Source organism: Brevundimonas sp. 1080 (assembly GCF_040545985.1).
Lineage (GTDB): Bacteria > Pseudomonadota > Alphaproteobacteria > Caulobacterales > Caulobacteraceae > Brevundimonas.
The window spans coordinates 648,624-664,274 of sequence record NZ_JBEPMW010000003.1; the positions used below are offsets into that span (position 1 = coordinate 648,624).

16 protein-coding genes and 1 pseudogene are annotated in these 15,651 nt (G+C 65.4%); 8 read left to right on the plus strand and 9 right to left on the minus strand.

Annotated features, from left to right (window positions below; genetic code table 11):
• Positions 1-22 precede the first annotated feature (22 nt).
• On the minus strand, positions 23-2,980 hold the full coding sequence (locus ABIC32_RS13830) for a TonB-dependent receptor domain-containing protein (protein WP_354074559.1): 2,958 nt from the start codon (positions 2,978-2,980) through the stop codon (positions 23-25).
• Between the two features lie 253 nt (positions 2,981-3,233).
• Between ABIC32_RS13830 and ABIC32_RS13835 the strand changes: the two genes are divergently transcribed.
• Positions 3,234-3,773: a hypothetical protein gene (locus ABIC32_RS13835; RefSeq protein ID WP_354074560.1), complete on the plus strand. Its 540-nt coding sequence runs from the start codon at positions 3,234-3,236 to the stop codon at positions 3,771-3,773.
• Between the two features lie 4 nt (positions 3,774-3,777).
• On the opposite strand, the gene ABIC32_RS13840 is transcribed toward ABIC32_RS13835, so the two are convergent.
• Positions 3,778-3,924, minus strand: coding sequence for a hypothetical protein (locus ABIC32_RS13840; RefSeq protein WP_165116191.1), 147 nt, complete (start codon positions 3,922-3,924; stop codon positions 3,778-3,780).
• A gap of 66 nt (positions 3,925-3,990) precedes the next feature.
• Here ABIC32_RS13840 and ABIC32_RS13845 point away from each other — a divergent pair, with 66 nt between their 5' ends.
• Complete coding sequence (locus ABIC32_RS13845) at positions 3,991-4,893, plus strand: MBL fold metallo-hydrolase (protein WP_354074591.1); 903 nt, start codon at positions 3,991-3,993, stop codon at positions 4,891-4,893.
• Here ABIC32_RS13845 and ABIC32_RS13850 read toward each other — a convergent pair.
• A complete protein-coding gene (locus tag ABIC32_RS13850; protein ID WP_354074561.1) occupies positions 4,890-5,558 on the minus strand; it encodes a DUF1499 domain-containing protein in 669 nt (222 codons plus the stop codon). The genes ABIC32_RS13845 and ABIC32_RS13850 overlap by 4 nt on opposite strands.
• An 18-nt stretch (positions 5,559-5,576) precedes the next feature.
• Complete coding sequence (locus ABIC32_RS13855) at positions 5,577-7,205, minus strand: long-chain-fatty-acid--CoA ligase (RefSeq protein ID WP_354074562.1); 1,629 nt, start codon at positions 7,203-7,205, stop codon at positions 5,577-5,579.
• Positions 7,206-7,357: 152 nt separating this feature from the next.
• On the opposite strand from ABIC32_RS13855, the pseudogene udk reads away from it, so the two are divergent.
• A pseudogene (udk, locus tag ABIC32_RS13860) lies at positions 7,358-8,011 on the plus strand (uridine kinase); the annotation flags it as partial.
• 890 nt (positions 8,012-8,901) lie between these two features.
• On the opposite strand, the gene ABIC32_RS13865 reads toward udk, so the two are convergent.
• Together ABIC32_RS13865 and thiS are read right to left on the minus strand one after the other, a co-directional pair.
• A complete protein-coding gene (locus ABIC32_RS13865; protein ID WP_354074564.1) occupies positions 8,902-9,684 on the minus strand; it encodes a HisA/HisF-related TIM barrel protein in 783 nt (260 codons plus the stop codon).
• A gap of 61 nt (positions 9,685-9,745) precedes the next feature.
• Positions 9,746-9,952 (minus strand): sulfur carrier protein ThiS, encoded by a 207-nt coding sequence (gene thiS / locus ABIC32_RS13870; RefSeq protein ID WP_055755162.1) that lies wholly within the window; start codon positions 9,950-9,952, stop codon positions 9,746-9,748.
• 344 nt (positions 9,953-10,296) lie between these two features.
• Between thiS and aroQ the strand changes: the two genes are divergently transcribed.
• The 5 genes from aroQ (at position 10,297) to lepB (ending at position 14,158) form a co-directional block, all read left to right on the plus strand.
• Entirely contained in the window at positions 10,297-10,743 is a 447-nt protein-coding gene (gene aroQ / locus ABIC32_RS13875; RefSeq protein WP_112861799.1) for a type II 3-dehydroquinate dehydratase, read from the plus strand.
• 47 nt (positions 10,744-10,790) lie between these two features.
• Complete coding sequence (accB, locus tag ABIC32_RS13880; protein ID WP_354074565.1) at positions 10,791-11,282, plus strand: acetyl-CoA carboxylase biotin carboxyl carrier protein; 492 nt, start codon at positions 10,791-10,793, stop codon at positions 11,280-11,282.
• A gap of 3 nt (positions 11,283-11,285) precedes the next feature.
• Positions 11,286-12,638: an acetyl-CoA carboxylase biotin carboxylase subunit gene (gene accC / locus ABIC32_RS13885; protein WP_055808513.1), complete on the plus strand. Its 1,353-nt coding sequence runs from the start codon at positions 11,286-11,288 to the stop codon at positions 12,636-12,638.
• Positions 12,608-13,315, plus strand: a complete 708-nt coding sequence (gene aat / locus ABIC32_RS13890) for a leucyl/phenylalanyl-tRNA--protein transferase (RefSeq protein ID WP_354074566.1) — start codon at positions 12,608-12,610, stop codon at positions 13,313-13,315. Before accC ends, aat begins: the two co-directional genes overlap by 31 nt.
• Positions 13,316-13,393: 78 nt before the next feature.
• Positions 13,394-14,158, plus strand: a complete 765-nt coding sequence (lepB, locus tag ABIC32_RS13895; protein WP_354074567.1) for a signal peptidase I — start codon at positions 13,394-13,396, stop codon at positions 14,156-14,158.
• Here the strand turns inward: lepB and ABIC32_RS13900 are convergent.
• From ABIC32_RS13900 to ABIC32_RS13910, 3 genes are read right to left on the minus strand one after another with little or no spacing between them, the layout of a single operon-like run.
• Positions 14,155-14,493, minus strand: coding sequence for an EF-hand domain-containing protein (locus ABIC32_RS13900; protein ID WP_354074568.1), 339 nt, complete (start codon positions 14,491-14,493; stop codon positions 14,155-14,157). The two genes, lepB and ABIC32_RS13900, sit on opposite strands and share 4 nt — an antisense overlap.
• A 26-nt stretch (positions 14,494-14,519) precedes the next feature.
• A complete protein-coding gene (locus ABIC32_RS13905) occupies positions 14,520-15,173 on the minus strand; it encodes a DUF2155 domain-containing protein (RefSeq protein WP_354074569.1) in 654 nt (217 codons plus the stop codon).
• Entirely contained in the window at positions 15,170-15,562 is a 393-nt protein-coding gene (locus tag ABIC32_RS13910; protein ID WP_055755156.1) for an NADH:ubiquinone oxidoreductase subunit NDUFA12, read from the minus strand. Before ABIC32_RS13910 ends, ABIC32_RS13905 begins: the two co-directional genes overlap by 4 nt.
• Positions 15,563-15,651: the final 89 nt, after the last annotated feature.

Below are 15,651 nucleotides of genomic sequence, written 5' to 3' on the forward strand. Positions count from 1 at the left end.
AGTCTGTCGTCGTTGACTGGCCTTAGAACTTGGCGGTCAGACCAACGTAGTAGCGGCGACCCAGCACGTCATAAGTCGACGGGTCGGTGTTGGCCTGAACGCCGGGAACGAAGACGTTCGGCTGTTCGTCGGTCAGGTTGTTCACGCCGCCGCGCAGCGACACCGTGTCGTTGATGGACCACGAACCATTCAGGTCGAAGTAGTCGATGGAAGGCAGAACCTCGGTGGTGTTGATCACCGTGATCTCGCCGACCCGGCGCCAGCGGGCGCCGACCGAGAACGGACCGCTCGCCCAGGTCACCGAGCTCAAAGCTTTCCATTCCGGGAAGGTATTGCCGAACGAGCTGTCGATCGTACCCGTACGGTCCGTGAAGGCGCCGCCTTCGACGACGTTGTCTTCATAGTTCTCCAGCCAGCTGATGACCGTGTTGAACTTCAGACGGCCCCAATCGCCACCACCGATGTCGGCGATGTTGAAGGCCCAGTCGGCTTGGAAGTCGACGCCGGACGTTCTGATCATGCCGAGGTTGGCTTGGTTTTCGATCGCGCCGGTGATGTTACCCGACAGCGGATCGCGGCTGAACAGCTGACAGTAGCTGTTCGCGTTGCTGAACGTCGGGTTTTCGCCCGTGACGTTGAAGCAACCGGCCAGCGAATCATCAGCCGAAATCGATCCGATCGCATCGGTGATTTCGATGTTGTAGTAATCGATCGAGGCCGAGAAGCCCGACAGCCAGGGCGACGCGAACTGCGATTGATACACCAGACCGGCCGACCAGCTGTCCGACGTCTCTTCAAAGAGGTTCGGGTTACCGCCGGTGCGGCTTTCGACCTGGTTGTTCGAGAAGGTGTACTGATCGATCGCTTGCGGCGAGATACCTTGCGCCAAGCAGAGCGCGCGCACGGCTGCAGCGTTCGGCCCGCGACGGAAGCTGCCGCGAATGTCGCAGGGATCCCCGCCCGTACCGGTCGCAGTCGGTGCGCCAATGCTCGGGAAGTTTGTGCTCGCCGTAGCGAACAGTTCGCCGATCGAAGGTGCACGGACCGAACGGCTGTAACCACCGCGAGCGCGCAAGCCGCCTGCGACGGTCCAATCCAGCTCCGCACGATAGGCTTGGGTGCCGCCAGCGGTGCTGTAGTCGGCGTAACGATAGCCGAGGTTCAGATCCAGCTGCTCAACGAACGGCAGATCCGACAGCAGCGGCACCAGCGCTTCGATGAACAGTTCTTTGGAGTTCGTACCGCCGCTCAGCGAAGGCGTCGGGTTGAAGCCAGCGATTTCCGAACCACCGACGTTGCCGCCGTCCGGCTGACCGTTTGCGCCAAGGTGAGGCGTAACAGCATTGCTTTGAGCCAGCGACGAGTCCGCGCCGAAGGCATAGTCATCTTGACGGTACTGAGCGCCCAAAGCGACGCGCACTTCACCGGCCGGCAGATCGAAGGCTTTGCCCTGAAGCGACGCTTCAATGACGCGTTGCTCCGTCACGGTCGAGTTGCGAGCCGAACGGCCGATGTAGTTGATGCATTCGGCCGACAGATTGGTCACGCCGTACCAGTCAAAGCCACCAGCGCAAAGGCTGCGGCCACCGTCAGCGGCATCCAGCAGACGCTGAACGGACGAACGAGAGACGTTGCCCGTTTGTGTCGTGGTGTTGGAAACGCGACCGTACGAACCGTAGACATCATAGGTCCAGGTGCTTTGCGGAACCTGACCGCGAACACCTGTCGTGATTTGGTAGATGTTGTACTCTTCCGTCGAGTGACGCCCACCCAGAGAGGTGAAGCGTTTGTTCAGCAGGAAGGAGCCATTCGGATTGGCGCGCGTGTTCAGAAGCGCGCGCAGATCAGCCGTGATGAACGGGTTGGTCGCAGGAACACGGAAGCCGGTGGCGTTCGCTGCCGGGCTGGCAGCCAACTCGGTGTCCGCGACGTACTGCGTGAACAAAGCGTTGGCGTAGACTTCAGCGTTATCATTGATCTTGTAACGGCCACCGCCATAGACGTTGTAGCGATCCAGAGGCAGTTGCAGATAGTTCAGCGGACCAGTGTTGAACGTATAGTCAGCGCCCGGAGCGGTGTATTCCGCGCCCGCGCCGGCCGGGTTCTTTACGTTCAGCTTCCCGGTATAAGAAAACAGCGAGTTATCGTCGTTGAAACCGAAAGCACCGGTGTTGGACAGCGTCGCATTGCCGAAATAGGCGCGAACCGCAGCCAGGCTTGGCAGATTGGTGCCATCGAAGATCGTCGAGCCCAGCGGCGAGGTGCCCGACGGCCCTGAGACCTTGGAGAAGTCACGCGCGGCGTTGAAAATCACATCGCGGGTCGAACGGCCGAGCGACAGCACCATGTTGCCGCGGTCATCGTCGAAGTTGCCGCCGACAGTGACCGAGTAGCTTTCGGTCTTGCCGTCGCTGCGATCGGTTTCGCCGTACTGGGCATCGACCTGAACGCCCGAGAAGTTCTCGTCGAGGATGAAGTTTGCGACACCAGCCAGGGCGTCCGAACCATAGGCCGCCGAGGCGCCGCCCGAGATGACTTCGATGTTCTTGATCAGGGCAGTCGGGATCAGGTTGACGTCAACCGAACCGTCCGAGTTCGACGGCACGACGCGACGGCCGTTCATCAGAACCAGCGTGCGATTCGAACCGAGGTTACGCAGGTTGATGTTGGCCTGGCCGCCATTGGACGGGTTGTTCGAGGTCGACGAGATCGACGGAGTGAACTGCGGCAGATCGTTGATCAAGGTGTCGATCGTGACCGAACCCGTCGCCTGGAAGTCTTGGGCGGTGACGGTGACGATCGGGCTGGTCGAACGATAGTCCTGACGGGCGATGCGCGAACCCGTGACGACGATCTCGCCGACGTCGGTCGCTTGGTCGTCAGCCGACTGCGCGAACGAGGGCGTAGCGGCCATCGCCAAAGCGGCGCCGCCGATGATCGTGGTTGCCAGAAGGCCGCGACGATATCTGTTGGTGTTCAAGGCTTGTTCTCCCAGAAGAGCCAAGTTCGTTAGAAACGAACTGCTCAATACATTAGCCATTTGCCGACCATGCGATCGGTTGGGCGCGAGAGCATACCAACGCAGGCGCCAAGTCCAGCGAGAAGGTGGCGCTTGAACACATTGGCGACACGCCTGTCGCAAAGACGACACACCGTAGTCGCTACAGCGACACCGGACACGACCCGAATTCTAATGATATACTGGCCACCAACTTAACAAGACGAAGAAGAATATGCCCCTTTTAGATGGCAAATTTGCCAAAAATATCGCCGTTCTATGGGTTACATCGGTTATTTTTGCATCAAACCACGCCTCAGCGCAGCAAGGTTTGTCTTCGTCTGGGAGCGACTTGGTCGGAGCCGTGACGCAATGCACGACGATCGCGGCCGATGCCGCCCGACTGGCGTGTTTCGACGCCGCCGCGGCCCGATTGTCGGCCGCCGGCGAGGTTGCGATCGTCAGCCGGCAGGATGTGCAACAGAATCAGCGTCGATTGTTCGGCTTCAACGTTACGGGCTTGAACCCCTTCAGCGGCTCAGGTGAATCCGAAGAATTGCAGTCCATCTCGGCGACGATGACATCGGCCCGAAACCTTGGCAGGGGCGAATGGTCCATCACGCTGGATGACGGCTCGGTATGGCGCAAGACCGATGGCGTGGATGTGCTCTTTTCGGCAAACCGGCAGTATCCGGTTACCGTGCGCAGGGCGGCGTTGGGAAGCTACATGATGAAGGTGGCGAACGATCCGCCTTTCCGGGTCCGCCGCGAATAGGTCTCTAGCGTTGGATCATCACCCGCGCCGCGTAGGGCGCGGGCTCTGGCGTGCAGGAGGCGGCGATCAGTTGCACCGCGGCGAGACACAGGATCGCCGCCGCGACGAACGGGAGCCGATTTGATACAGCGTTGGCGATCGAACGGGCCATTGTGGGCGCTCCAGGCATGATTACCGAGACGTTAACGCAATCTCTGCGCCAAACGCTGCCGTGACGATGATCCCGTTCGTAAGGGCGTTCGACTTCGCCTATGGGCGACGCGATCAGTTGTCGCCGTTGATCCAGCGGGTGATTGCAGACAATCCGGGGCCTTTCACCTTTACCGGGACGGGAACCTATATCGTCGGCCGACCGGACCGGGAGGCCGAGGTCGCGGTGATCGATCCGGGGCCGCCGGATCAGGCGCATCTGGCGGCGCTGATGGCGGCGGTCGAGGGGCGGCGGGTCAGCCATGTGCTGGTGACGCATACGCATCGGGATCATGCGCCGCTGGCCAGGCCGTTTGCCGAGGCGACCGGGGCGCGGATTTGGGCGGCCCGGCCTCCGGTGCAGGAAACCCATGCGTCGGGTGCGTTGGACGAGGATGACGATGCCGACTTCGCGCCCGATGTGGTGCTAACGGGCGGCGAGGTCATCGAGGGCGACGGCTGGACGATCGAGGCGATGTTCACGCCCGGTCATGCGTCCAATCACATAGCCTTCGCCTTGCGCGAGGAGAACGCGCTGTTTTGCGGCGACCATGTCATGGGCTGGTCGACGACGGTCGTGGCGCCGCCGGATGGGAAGATGCGTCAGTATATGGCCAGCCTGGACGCGGTGATCGCGCGCGACTTCGATGTGTTGTGGCCGACGCACGGAGCGCCGGTGACGGAGGTGCAACCGTTTCTGGAGGCCTATCGCGCGCATCGGCTGGAGCGGGAAGCGCAAATGCTCCAGCGGCTGGCGGCGGGGGATCGCATGATCGCGGAAATGGTTCCGGTTCTGTACGCCGCCGTCGATCAGCGGCTATGGCCGGCCGCTTCGCTGTCGGTGCTGGCGCATCTGATCAAGCTGGTCGAGGACGGCGCGGCGATCAGCGATGGCGTGCCCGGCCTGTCGGCGCAGTTCCGGCTGACTTAGCGTCCCGCTTCCAGGTTTCGGGTGATCTTGGCGGCGAGGCGGCAGGTGGCGCCGCCGTCGGGACGGCTGCTGCGAGCGGCGACGCGGATGTCGGTGCGGCCGGGGCGGATGCGAACGACGGCGTCGGTGGCGAAGCCGAACCAGGCGCCGGCGTGCACGGCTTCGACCTGGAAGGTTGTGGCGCGGGTGACGACGAAGCCGGCGTCGACCAGCGCCGAGGTCGCCTGCTGGGCCAGGACCTGGGTCGGGATGGCGTCCACACCCTCGCAGGTCTGCGGCGCGCCGCTGCGCGGGCCGGCGGCGCGCGGCAGGCCCGGCGGCTCGTCAAGATTGGTGCTGACGTCACGCGGATGAGGCGTCGCATCCTGGCCCTGACGCAGCACGAAGCCGGCGACGGTCGCACCCGAGAGAACCAGCGCGGCTAGCGCATAAAGACCCCTGCCCTTCAGGTCGCGCAGCGCCAGCACCGCCGCCACCAGAGCCGCCGCCAGACCAACCCAGGCCAGGAGGCGCGCCACGGTCCAGGTCAGCAGGTCATAGCCGATCGCAAGATCGAGCCCGCCGAACCGCGTCGCCGTAACGGCCGCCACGACCAGCACAAAGGGCGCCGCCGCAAGCGCCGTCAGCCAAGGCAGAATGGCGGGTACGGGCTTTCTTGTCGGCATTCAGGCTCCGGTTCGAACTTAGGCAGCGGTCGGTAGACGATAGTCCTTCATCCGGTCTCGCAGAAGCTTCTTGTCGATCTTGCCGGTCGCGCCCAGCGGGATGTCGTCCACGGCGACGACGTCGTCGGGCATCCACCATTTGGCGATCTTACCGGTCAGGAAGTCCAGATGCTCCTGCTTGTCCAGCGTCTCGTCGGGCTTCAGCTTCAGGATCAGCACGGGCCGTTCGTCCCATTTGGGGTGGGCCGCGCCGATGACGGCGGCGATCTCGACCTTGGGGTGGCCCACGGCGATGTTCTCGATCTCGATGGAGCTGATCCACTCGCCGCCAGACTTGATCACGTCCTTGGCGCGGTCGGTGATCTGCATGAAGCCCAGGTCGTCGACCGTGGCCACATCGCCGGTGTCAAAGAAGCCTTCGTCGTCCAGGATCGAGCCGTCTTCCTTGAAGTAGGCGCGACTGATCGTCGGCCCCTTGACCATCAGACGACCGAAGGTGGCGCCGTCGTGAGGCAGTTCGGCGCCCGCCTCGTCCTTCAGCTTCAGCTCGACGCCCAGCGGCGGCACGCCCTGCTTCAGGCGGTACTTCATCTGCTCGTCGTACGAGAGCTTCAGGATTTCGGGCGGCAGGTTGGCGATGGTGCCGATGGGCGAGGTCTCGGTCATGCCCCAGGCGTGGGTGACCTCGACGCCGAAATCGTCCTGGAAGCCGCGGATCAGGCTTTCGGGGCAAGCCGAACCGCCGATCAGCACGCGCTTCAGGGTCGAGAAGCCCAGGCCGTTCTGTTTCATGTGGGCGAACAGGCCCTGCCAGACGGTCGGCACGGCGGCCGAGAAGGTGACGCCCTCCTGTTCGATCAGCTCATAGATCGACTGACCGTCCATCTTGGCGCCCGGCATCACCAGCTTGGTGCCGGCGGCGGGACCGGCGAAAGCGATGCCCCAGGCGTTGGCGTGGAACATCGGCACGACCGGCAGGATCACCTCCTTGGGTGTAGCGCCCATCACCGTGGCCTGAAGGCCCATGAAGGTGTGCAGGAAGTTGGAGCGGTGCGAATACAGCACGCCCTTCGGATTGCCCGTGGTGCCAGAGGTGTAGCAGAGGCCGCAGGCCGTCTGTTCGTCGAAGTCGCCCCAAACCACGTCGGTCGATTGACCGGCGATCGCGTCCTCATAGGCGACGGCCTTGGGCAGCTTCGTCTGCGGCATGTGGGCGGCGTCGGTCATAATGACGACGCGCTCGACCTTGGGGATATGCGGCAGGATGGCTTCCAGCAGCGGCACGAAGGTCAGGTCGACGAAGATGATCCGGTCGTCGGCGTGATTGATGATGTAGACGAGCTGTTCGGGGAACAGACGCGGGTTAAGGGTATGGCACACCCCGCCGATGCCCATGATGCCGTACCAGGCCTCGATATGATTGGCGGTGTTCCAGGCCAGGGTGGCGACGCGGTCGCCCGGCTGGATCCCCCAGTCCTTCAGTGCGCTGGACACGCGTTTGGCCCGGTCGTGGATCTGGGCGTAGGTTGTGCGAACGATGGGCCCTTCGACCGAGCGCGTCACCACTTCGCGCTCGCCATGCCAGTTTTTGGCGTGGTCGATGATCTTGTCGACCGTCAGCGGCCAGTCCTGCATCAAGCCCAGCATGTCGTATCCTTGTCCCTTGGATGCGTCTGCTTTGATGCGACGCTTGAGCCGACGCTAACATCGGTGATCGGCGATAAGCAACGTGACGTAGCGTCAGCCACGGCGCGGCGGATCGTCCCCCGTGGCGCTGGCGTCGCGACCGCTCTAGAAGACGCCCCATGACCATATTGATCGCGATCACGGGGGGCTCCGGCTCTGGCAAAAGCACCCTGGCGGAGGCGCTGGTCTCGGCCCTGCCGGAAGGGTCGGCCGTGCTGGTGCGCGAGGACAGCTATTACAAGGACGCGGCCTCCCTGCCCGGCTTCGACGCCGCGACCTTCGACTTTGACGATGTGACGGCGCGCGATCACGACCTGATGATCGCAGACCTGAAGGCACTGAAGGCCGGGCGCGCGGTGACGGCGCCGGTCTATTCCTTCATCCATCACGGCCGCGAGCCGGGCGGCGAGCCGATCCCGGCGGCCGAGGTGGTGATCGTCGAGGGCACGCATGTTCTGTGCACCCCCGATCTGACCGCCCTGTTCGACATCCGGGTCTTCGTGGACACCCCCGCCGACATCCGCTTCATCCGCCGCCTGCTGCGCGACCAGGCCGAGCGGGGCCGATCGGCGGATTCGGTCGTGGCGCAATATCTGGCGACGGTGCGTCCGGGTCACGAGCGCCTGACCGAACCGTCGCGCACCCACGCCGACTTCATCGTCGCCGATGCGACGGCCGCCGTCCGCCTGGACGACCCGCAGACCGTGGTGCGTCTGGCGGCCCCGGTCCTGGCCCATCCGTTGCTGCAGGCGCTGCTGGACGACTAGCGAAGACATCACCGACCCGAAATTCGGCGGGGCGAAGCGCGACCGGCTCAGCGGGCGGATGACTATTCATCGCCCTGATGCGCGCCCGTTCGGCGGCTTCGGCCTGCTTCTCAACCAAGATGGCGTCCAGCCGGATGTATTCGAGTTCCAGCAGGGCGCGAAGGCGCTCGTCCTCCGCCTCTTCCTCGGGCGTCTGTCTGTAGGGCGGTGGGAGACCGCGACCGGGTTTGGGACGGCGAGGTTTGGGGCGGGCCATGCGGGTCTCCGGACACGGGTTATCGGCTTCGCGCGGTCGCAGCGAAGTCTGGAGGGCTGGGCGGAGCGCCGGGCCTTCGCCCGGAGTTGATTTGTAGTGTTACCGTTTCGACGAAGGATGGACGCTCCGCGCGGAAGGTTGGCCTGCAAGCTCGGGGCGCCGAGCGGTGGCGGTCTTATCGCCTAACCCCATAAGCCTGCGACGGGTCGGCGGTCCCTGCGAGGACCGTCCCGAGTGCGGCCGAGTATCCCCCTCGACCCTCCGACACCGCTCCATGAGTCGATGCCAGCGCGGACCGTTTCAGACCCGCTCCCGTTCCCTCCGCTCTCGCCGCTGCAAGGTCGCAGGCCAGGCGAGCCCTCCATGCGACGAGACGGATGTATTATGGGCCCGTTTGACCCCTTGGATGGGAGACGAGGGACATAAATCAGCAAGCGATTGAAATCGCTACGGAGGGACCAGCGACATTGCGATGGCTGAACATCGTCTCCTCCCCATCCATGGGGAGGTGGCTCGAAGCGCAGCGAAGAGACGGAGGGGCTCTTCACCGCATCGGCGGCTTCTGTGGGACTTTTAACAACCCCTCCACCGCTTCGCGGTCCCCCTCCCCACGCGTGGGGAGGAGACGGTTGGATCAGATCAGTCCCGCCAGCGGCGACGACGGGTCGGCATACATCCGCTTGGCCATCCGGCCGGCCTGATAGGCGTCGTGTCCGGCGATGACTGCGTGTTTCATGGCGCGGGCCATGCGGATGGGGTCCTTGGCGCCAGCGATGGCGGTGTTCATCAGGACCGCGTCGCAGCCCAACTCCATCGCGCGGGTCGCGTCCGAGGCCGTGCCGACGCCCGCGTCGACCAGGACCGGCACCTTGGCCTGTTCGACGATGAGGCGGACATTGACCTCGTTCTGGATACCCAGGCCCGAGCCGATCGGGGCGGCGGCAGGCATGATGGCGGCGGCGCCGGCGTCTTCCAGCCGCTTGGCCATCACGACGTCGTCGGTGCAATAGACCATGACGTCGAAGCCGTCCTTTATGAGCAAATCCAGCGCCCGCAGCGTCTCGATCATGTCGGGATACAGGTGGGCGGTGTTGGACAGCACCTCCAGCTTGACCAGGCTCCAGCCGCCGGCTTCGCGCGCCAGACGCAAGGTGCGCACCGCATCCTCGCCCGTGAAACAGCCGGCGGTGTTGGGCAGGAAGGTGAAACGATCCGGCTTCACGTAGTCGACCAGCATCGGCTGGGTCGGGTCGGACAGGTTCACCCGGCGCACGGCCACGGTGACGATCTCGGCCCCGGCCGCCTCGGCGGCGGCGGCGTTCTGGGCGTAATCGGCGTATTTGCCGGTGCCCACGATCAGGCGCGAGTTGAAGGTGCGGCCGGCGACGGACCAGGTTTCGTTGGCTGTATCGGTCATGGATGCTGACCTAGGCCTCTCCGGCGCGCGGGGGAACCCGTCGTAGCCGGATTTGATCGGATCACCCGCCGCCGACGAACTGGACCAGTTCGATGCGGTCGCCTGCGGCCACCGGCGTGGCGGCGTGCAGGGACTTGGGCACGATCTCGAGATTGCGTTCGACGGCGACCTTGCGCGGGTCCAGCGACAGTTCCTCGACCAGGGCCAGGATGGTGGCGGCCTGGACCTGGCGCGGCTCGCCATTGAGATGGATCTGGTGCACGCGCATTCTCCCTGACCTTCGCCTCGCCGACCGTCGCGCGTCAGATAGACGGTGACAGGCCGGTTCGCCAGACTGTGCGCTCAGCCCGCCTCGAACAGGAAGGCGCCGACCGCAACGGCCAGGGCCGCGAAGGTCGCCACCACGGTTCTCAGGATCAATTTGCCGTCCTGGCGCATCCTCGGCGCTCCCTCAGGCCGTCCCGACCAGGGACGATGGCAGCCGGCGCTGCGAAATCCACGCCATCGCACGTAACGTCGGGTAAGGTTCGACGCCGCGAGCGTTTGACCCACGCCCTGCGTCCGCTACAAGGCCCCTCTTGCGCCGCGCTGCGCCGGATCGATTCTGGAACCATGGCCGAAACGCCCGTCATTCATGTGCTGAACGGCCCCAATCTGAACCTGCTCGGGGTTCGGGAGCCGGACATCTATGGCCGCGACACCCTGGCGGACATCGAGCAGCGCTGCGTCCGGGCGGCCGGTGAAGCGCAGATCGTGTTTCGTCAGACCAACCATGAAGGCGTGCTGGTGGACTGGATCCAGGAGGCGCGGGAGGGCGCCCACGCCCTGATCCTCAATCCTGCGGCCTATGGGCATACGTCGGTGGCGCTGCACGATGCGCTGAAGACGCTGTCGATCCCGGTGATCGAGTTGCATCTGTCCAATCCGGCGGCGCGCGAGGCGTTTCGCCATCACTCCTATGTGTCCTCCGCGGCGACCGGCGTCATCGCCGGCTTCGGCGCGGCGGGCTATGAACTGGCCGTCCAGGCGGCCCTCACCCAGGTTCGGGAACGCGGCTGAGCCCCGTCCCGTTTATCAAAGACCACGAAAGACAAGGCGCAACTCCAATGGCCGATGACAAGAAACACGTCGAAATCGACGCCGCCCTGGTTCGCCAGTTGGCCGAGATCCTGAACGAGACCGATCTGACGGAAGTCGAGGTCGAGCGCGGCGAACTGCGCATCCGCGTGGCGCGCGAAGTGACCGTCAACGCCGCCCCGGTTCAGTACGCCGCCGCCCCCGCTCCGGTCGCCGCTGCGCCCGCCGCCGCTGCTGCGCCGGCCGCCATGCCGTCGGACCCCGCCACCATCGTCGCCCGCGCCGGCGAAGAGGTGAAGTCGCCGATGGTCGGCACAGCCTATCTGCAGGCCTCGCCGGAGGCCCCGGCCTTCGTCCAGCCCGGCGACAAGGTCAAGAAGGGCCAGACCCTGCTGATCGTCGAAGCCATGAAGACGATGAACCCGATCCAGGCCCCGCGCGACGGCGTGGTGGCCGAAATCCTGGTCGGCGACGCCCAGCCGGTCGAGTTCGGCGAACCCCTCGTCCTGCTGGAAGCCTAAGCCGTGTTCACCAAGGTCCTGATCGCCAACCGCGGCGAGATCGCGCTGCGCATCCACCGGGCGTGCAAGGAGATGGGCATCTCCACCGTCGCCGTGCACTCCGAAGCCGACCGCGGCGCCATGTGGGTGCGGCTGGCCGACGAGAGCGTCTGCATCGGCCCCGCCTCGGCCGCCAAATCGTATCTGAACATCCCCTCGATCATCGCGGCGGCCGAGATCACCGGCGCCCAGGCAATCCACCCCGGCTATGGCTTCCTGTCCGAGAACGCCCGCTTCGCTGAGATCGTCGAGGCCCATGGCATGACCTTCATCGGCCCCAAGCCCGAGCATATCCGGGTGATGGGCGACAAGATCAGCGCCAAACAGACGGTCAAGGACGCCGGCATCCCCGTCGTCCCCGGCTCGGATGGCGAAGTCGAGACGGTCGAGGCCGCGATTGAGGCGTCCAAGTCCATCGGCTTCCCCCTGATCGTCAAGGCGGCGGCGGGCGGCGGCGGACGCGGCATGAAGGTCGCCCTGACGCCTGATGATCTGGTCGAAGCGGTCCAGACTGCCCAGTCGGAGGCCAAGGCCGCCTTCGGAAACGGCGCCGTCTATATGGAGCGCTACCTCCAGAAGCCGCGCCACATCGAGATCCAGGTCATCGCCGACAGCCACGGCAATGTCGTCCACCTGGGCGAACGCGACTGCTCGCTGCAACGCCGCCACCAGAAGGTGCTGGAAGAGGCCCCCTCGCCCGCCCTGTCGGCCGAGGGTCGCAAGCAGATCGGCGAGACGGTCAACAAGGCCATCGCCGCCATCGGCTATCTGGGCGTCGGCACCATCGAGTTCCTGTGGGAGGACGGCGAGTTCTTCTTCATCGAGATGAACACCCGCCTGCAGGTCGAACACCCGGTCACCGAAATGATCACGGGCGTGGATCTGGTTCGCGAACAGGTGCGCATCGCCGCCGGTCTGCCGCTGTCGTTCACCCAGGACGATATCGAGTTCAAGGGCCACGCTATCGAGGTGCGGATCAACGCCGAGAACCCGGAGACCTTCACCCCGTCGCCGGGCAAGATCACCGACTTCCACGCACCGGGCGGCCTGGGCGTGCGTCTGGATAGCGCCATCTACGCCGGCTATTCGATCCCGCCCTATTACGACAGCCTGATCGGCAAGCTGATCGTCCACGGTCGCGACCGCGAGGAGGCCATCGCGCGCCTGAAGCGGTCGCTGAACGAGGTGGTCATCGGCGGCGTCGATACGACCATCCCCCTGTTCCAGAAGCTGCTGGCCGAGCCGGACATCCTGTCGGGCGACTACGACATCCACTGGCTGGAAAAATGGGCGGCCCGTCAGAAGGGCGACGCCTGACCGACCCCGATTTCAGCGCCAGCGGGCCTTTCGGCGGTTTCGGCCCCGAGGACCTGCTGGCCTGTTACGCCCGGGGCGTGTTTCCGATGGCCGAGGCGCGCGATGATCCGCGCGTCTTCATTATCGAGCCGGAACAGCGCGGCGTCATTCCGCTGGACGCCTTCCACATCCCCAGCCGCCTACGCCGCACCGTGCGGGGCGAGCCGTTCGAGGTGCGGGTCGATACCGCCTTCGAGGCGGTGCTGGATGGATGCGCGGCGGCGCAAGGACCGGATCGCGAAGACACCTGGATCAACGGCCCGATCCGGCGGCTGTACGCCGCCCTGTTCGCCATGGGCTTCGTCCATTCGATCGAGTGCTGGCGTGACGAGCGGCTGGTCGGCGGACTTTACGGCGTGTCGCTGGGCGGGGCCTTCTTCGGCGAGAGCATGTTCAGTCGCGAACGGGATGCGTCCAAGGTCGCTCTGGTGCATCTGGTCGCGCGCCTGCGAAAGGGCGGCTGGGACCTGCTGGACGCGCAGTTCTTGACCGACCATCTCAGCCAGTTCGGTGCGGTTGAAACGCCGCAAGCGACCTATCTGGAGCGGCTTCAGCCCGCGCTGTCGGTCAGGCCGGACCAAGGCGCGTTGCGCGCACCCCTGACCGGCGCAGAAGCGGTCGCCTTAGCCAGCGCCTAGTCTGTCCGGACACGATTTGGGGCCTGTCCCGACAGGTTCGCATTAGCGTCTTCGGCCGGCCTGACGATCAATGGCGGCATGACCCAGACCCCGCTCAAAGCCCCGCCCCGTCCGTCCCTTCTTCGCGAGGTGCGAGAGATCGCCCTGACGCTGCTCTTCGCCATCATCCTGGCGCTCGCGATCCGCATCGTCCTGTTCCAGCCCTTCACCATCCCCTCGTCGTCGATGGAGCCGGGGCTGGTGACCGGCGACTATATCGTCGTGTCGAAATATCCCTATGGCTGGAGCACGGCGTCTCTTCCGTTCAATCCGGCGATGTCGCCGGGACGGCTGTTCGGGGGCGAGCCGAGACGCGGCGACGTGGTCGTGTTCCGCCTGCCGCGCGACCCCAGCGAGGCCTGGATCAAGCGCGTCGTCGGCCTGCCGGGCGATACGGTTCAGGTGCGGGGCGGCGTTGTCTTCGTCAATGGCGATCCGGTGCGCCAGACCCGGCTGGATGTCGTCGCCGATCACGATGCGCCGCAGCGACGGGTCCAGCAGGTGCGCGAGACCTTAGCCGACGGACGATCCTACGTCACCTACGACGGCGGATCGGGCCTGCCGGGCGACGACACGCCTGCGCGCCGGGTGCCGGCGGGTTGCTATCTGATGATGGGCGACAATCGCGACAACTCGCTGGACAGCCGCTGGCCGCCCGAGATCGGCGTCGGCCTGCTGCCGGCCGAGAACATCATCGGCCGGGCCGAGATGGTGCTGGCCTCATGGAAGCCGGGCGCAGGCCTGTTCAAGCCCTGGACGTGGCTGGACCTTCAGTGGGACCGGTTCCTGGTCCGCATCCGCTAGCGCGCGCGGTATTCGTCGAAGCTGACGACGCCGTCGTGATTGCGGTCCAGCCGGTCGAAATCGGCGCGGGTGGGCGACGACTGGGCCAGGGAGGGCGCGGCGACGGCGCCCAGCGCCAGGCCCGCGACGGCGGCGGCCAGCAGGGGTCGCCAGCTCAGGCGGGGTTGAGGACGCCCGGACGACGTCGCGTTCAACTCGGCGTCTATGAAGCGGCGAATGGCGTCGCTGGCTGTCCGGCCCTCGTCACGGCATTGGGCCATGAAGGCGGTCTTGGTCGCGTGGGGCAGTCGGATTTCGACCGTTTCAGTCTTCTTGGGCGGCTTGTTGCGATCCATGGCGCGCCTCCTCGCGGCGTCAAAGCTCAGTTCTTACAGCCGACGACCCAGGCGTCGTAATAAGGGTTCTGGACCCCGCTGACGGCAGGCGACGAGGCGAACATCCAGCCGCGAAAGATCTGGCGGCCCTCCTGCCGGCCGCGCGGCTGAAGCGAGACGTCCATATAGGCGATGGCGTCTTCGGTCAGTTCGTCGGGCGTCGTCACCTCGCAGGCGCGGGCCGCGAAGATCAGATTCTGGTTGAAGCGCACGGGACGACCGCCGACCTCGACCTCGAACTTCATCGTCTCGGCGGTGACCTTGTCGATGGCCTGGATGATCGCGAATTTGCGACGCTGGCGGCGCGCGGGCGTGGCGGGCTGGTCGATGGCCTTGGTGGCGACGGGCTTCTCAGCCGCGACCTCCGCCTCGGCCTTTTCCTCGACGGCGGCGTCCTCGGCGATGACGACGTTGGGCGGCGGCGCCACTGCGACCGGAGAGCGCGGAGCCGGTGCGCCCGCGGGCGGCGTCTCTGTGGGGACCGAGGGCTGGGCCGGGGTGGTGCGCAGAATGTCGCCAATCGGATCCTGAACCGGACGCGCATCGCGCGGCGCGTCCTGAAGCACGCTGGCGGTCACTGCGCCGGCGCTCAGCACAGCCGCGACTGACGCCGCGCCCAACAGGATGCGGTGGATTTTCACTCGGGCGTCCAGGCCTGATAGTCGCCGGTCGCGGCCGGGCGCTTGGCGTCGCCCGCCAGCGAGCCGGGCGGACGCCAGGCCAAAGGCGTACCGGTCATATTGGGCAGATGTTCTTTCTCCCATGCGCGACGCGGCAGCGGCTGCTCGGTCGGCGGCAGGTCGAAGGTGTAGTGCAGCCAGCCGTGCCAGTCGGGCGTCACTTTGGACGCCTCGGCATAGCCGTCATAGATGACCCAGCGACGCTTGCGGCCGTCGTAGCTGACGTTGTCGCGGCTCTCGTAATAGCGATTGCCGTTCTCGTCCTGGCCGACGAAGCGACCGCGCTTGGCGATGGTGAACCGGGTGCCGATCGTGGCGCCCTCCCACCAGCCGAAAATCTTGCTCAACACGTCGTGGAATCCAACCGTAAGGGGTCGCCGGAAAGGGAGGCGGCGTCTGGTTCGGATCATAGAAACCCGCGCCCTCTTCGTCCAGCGCT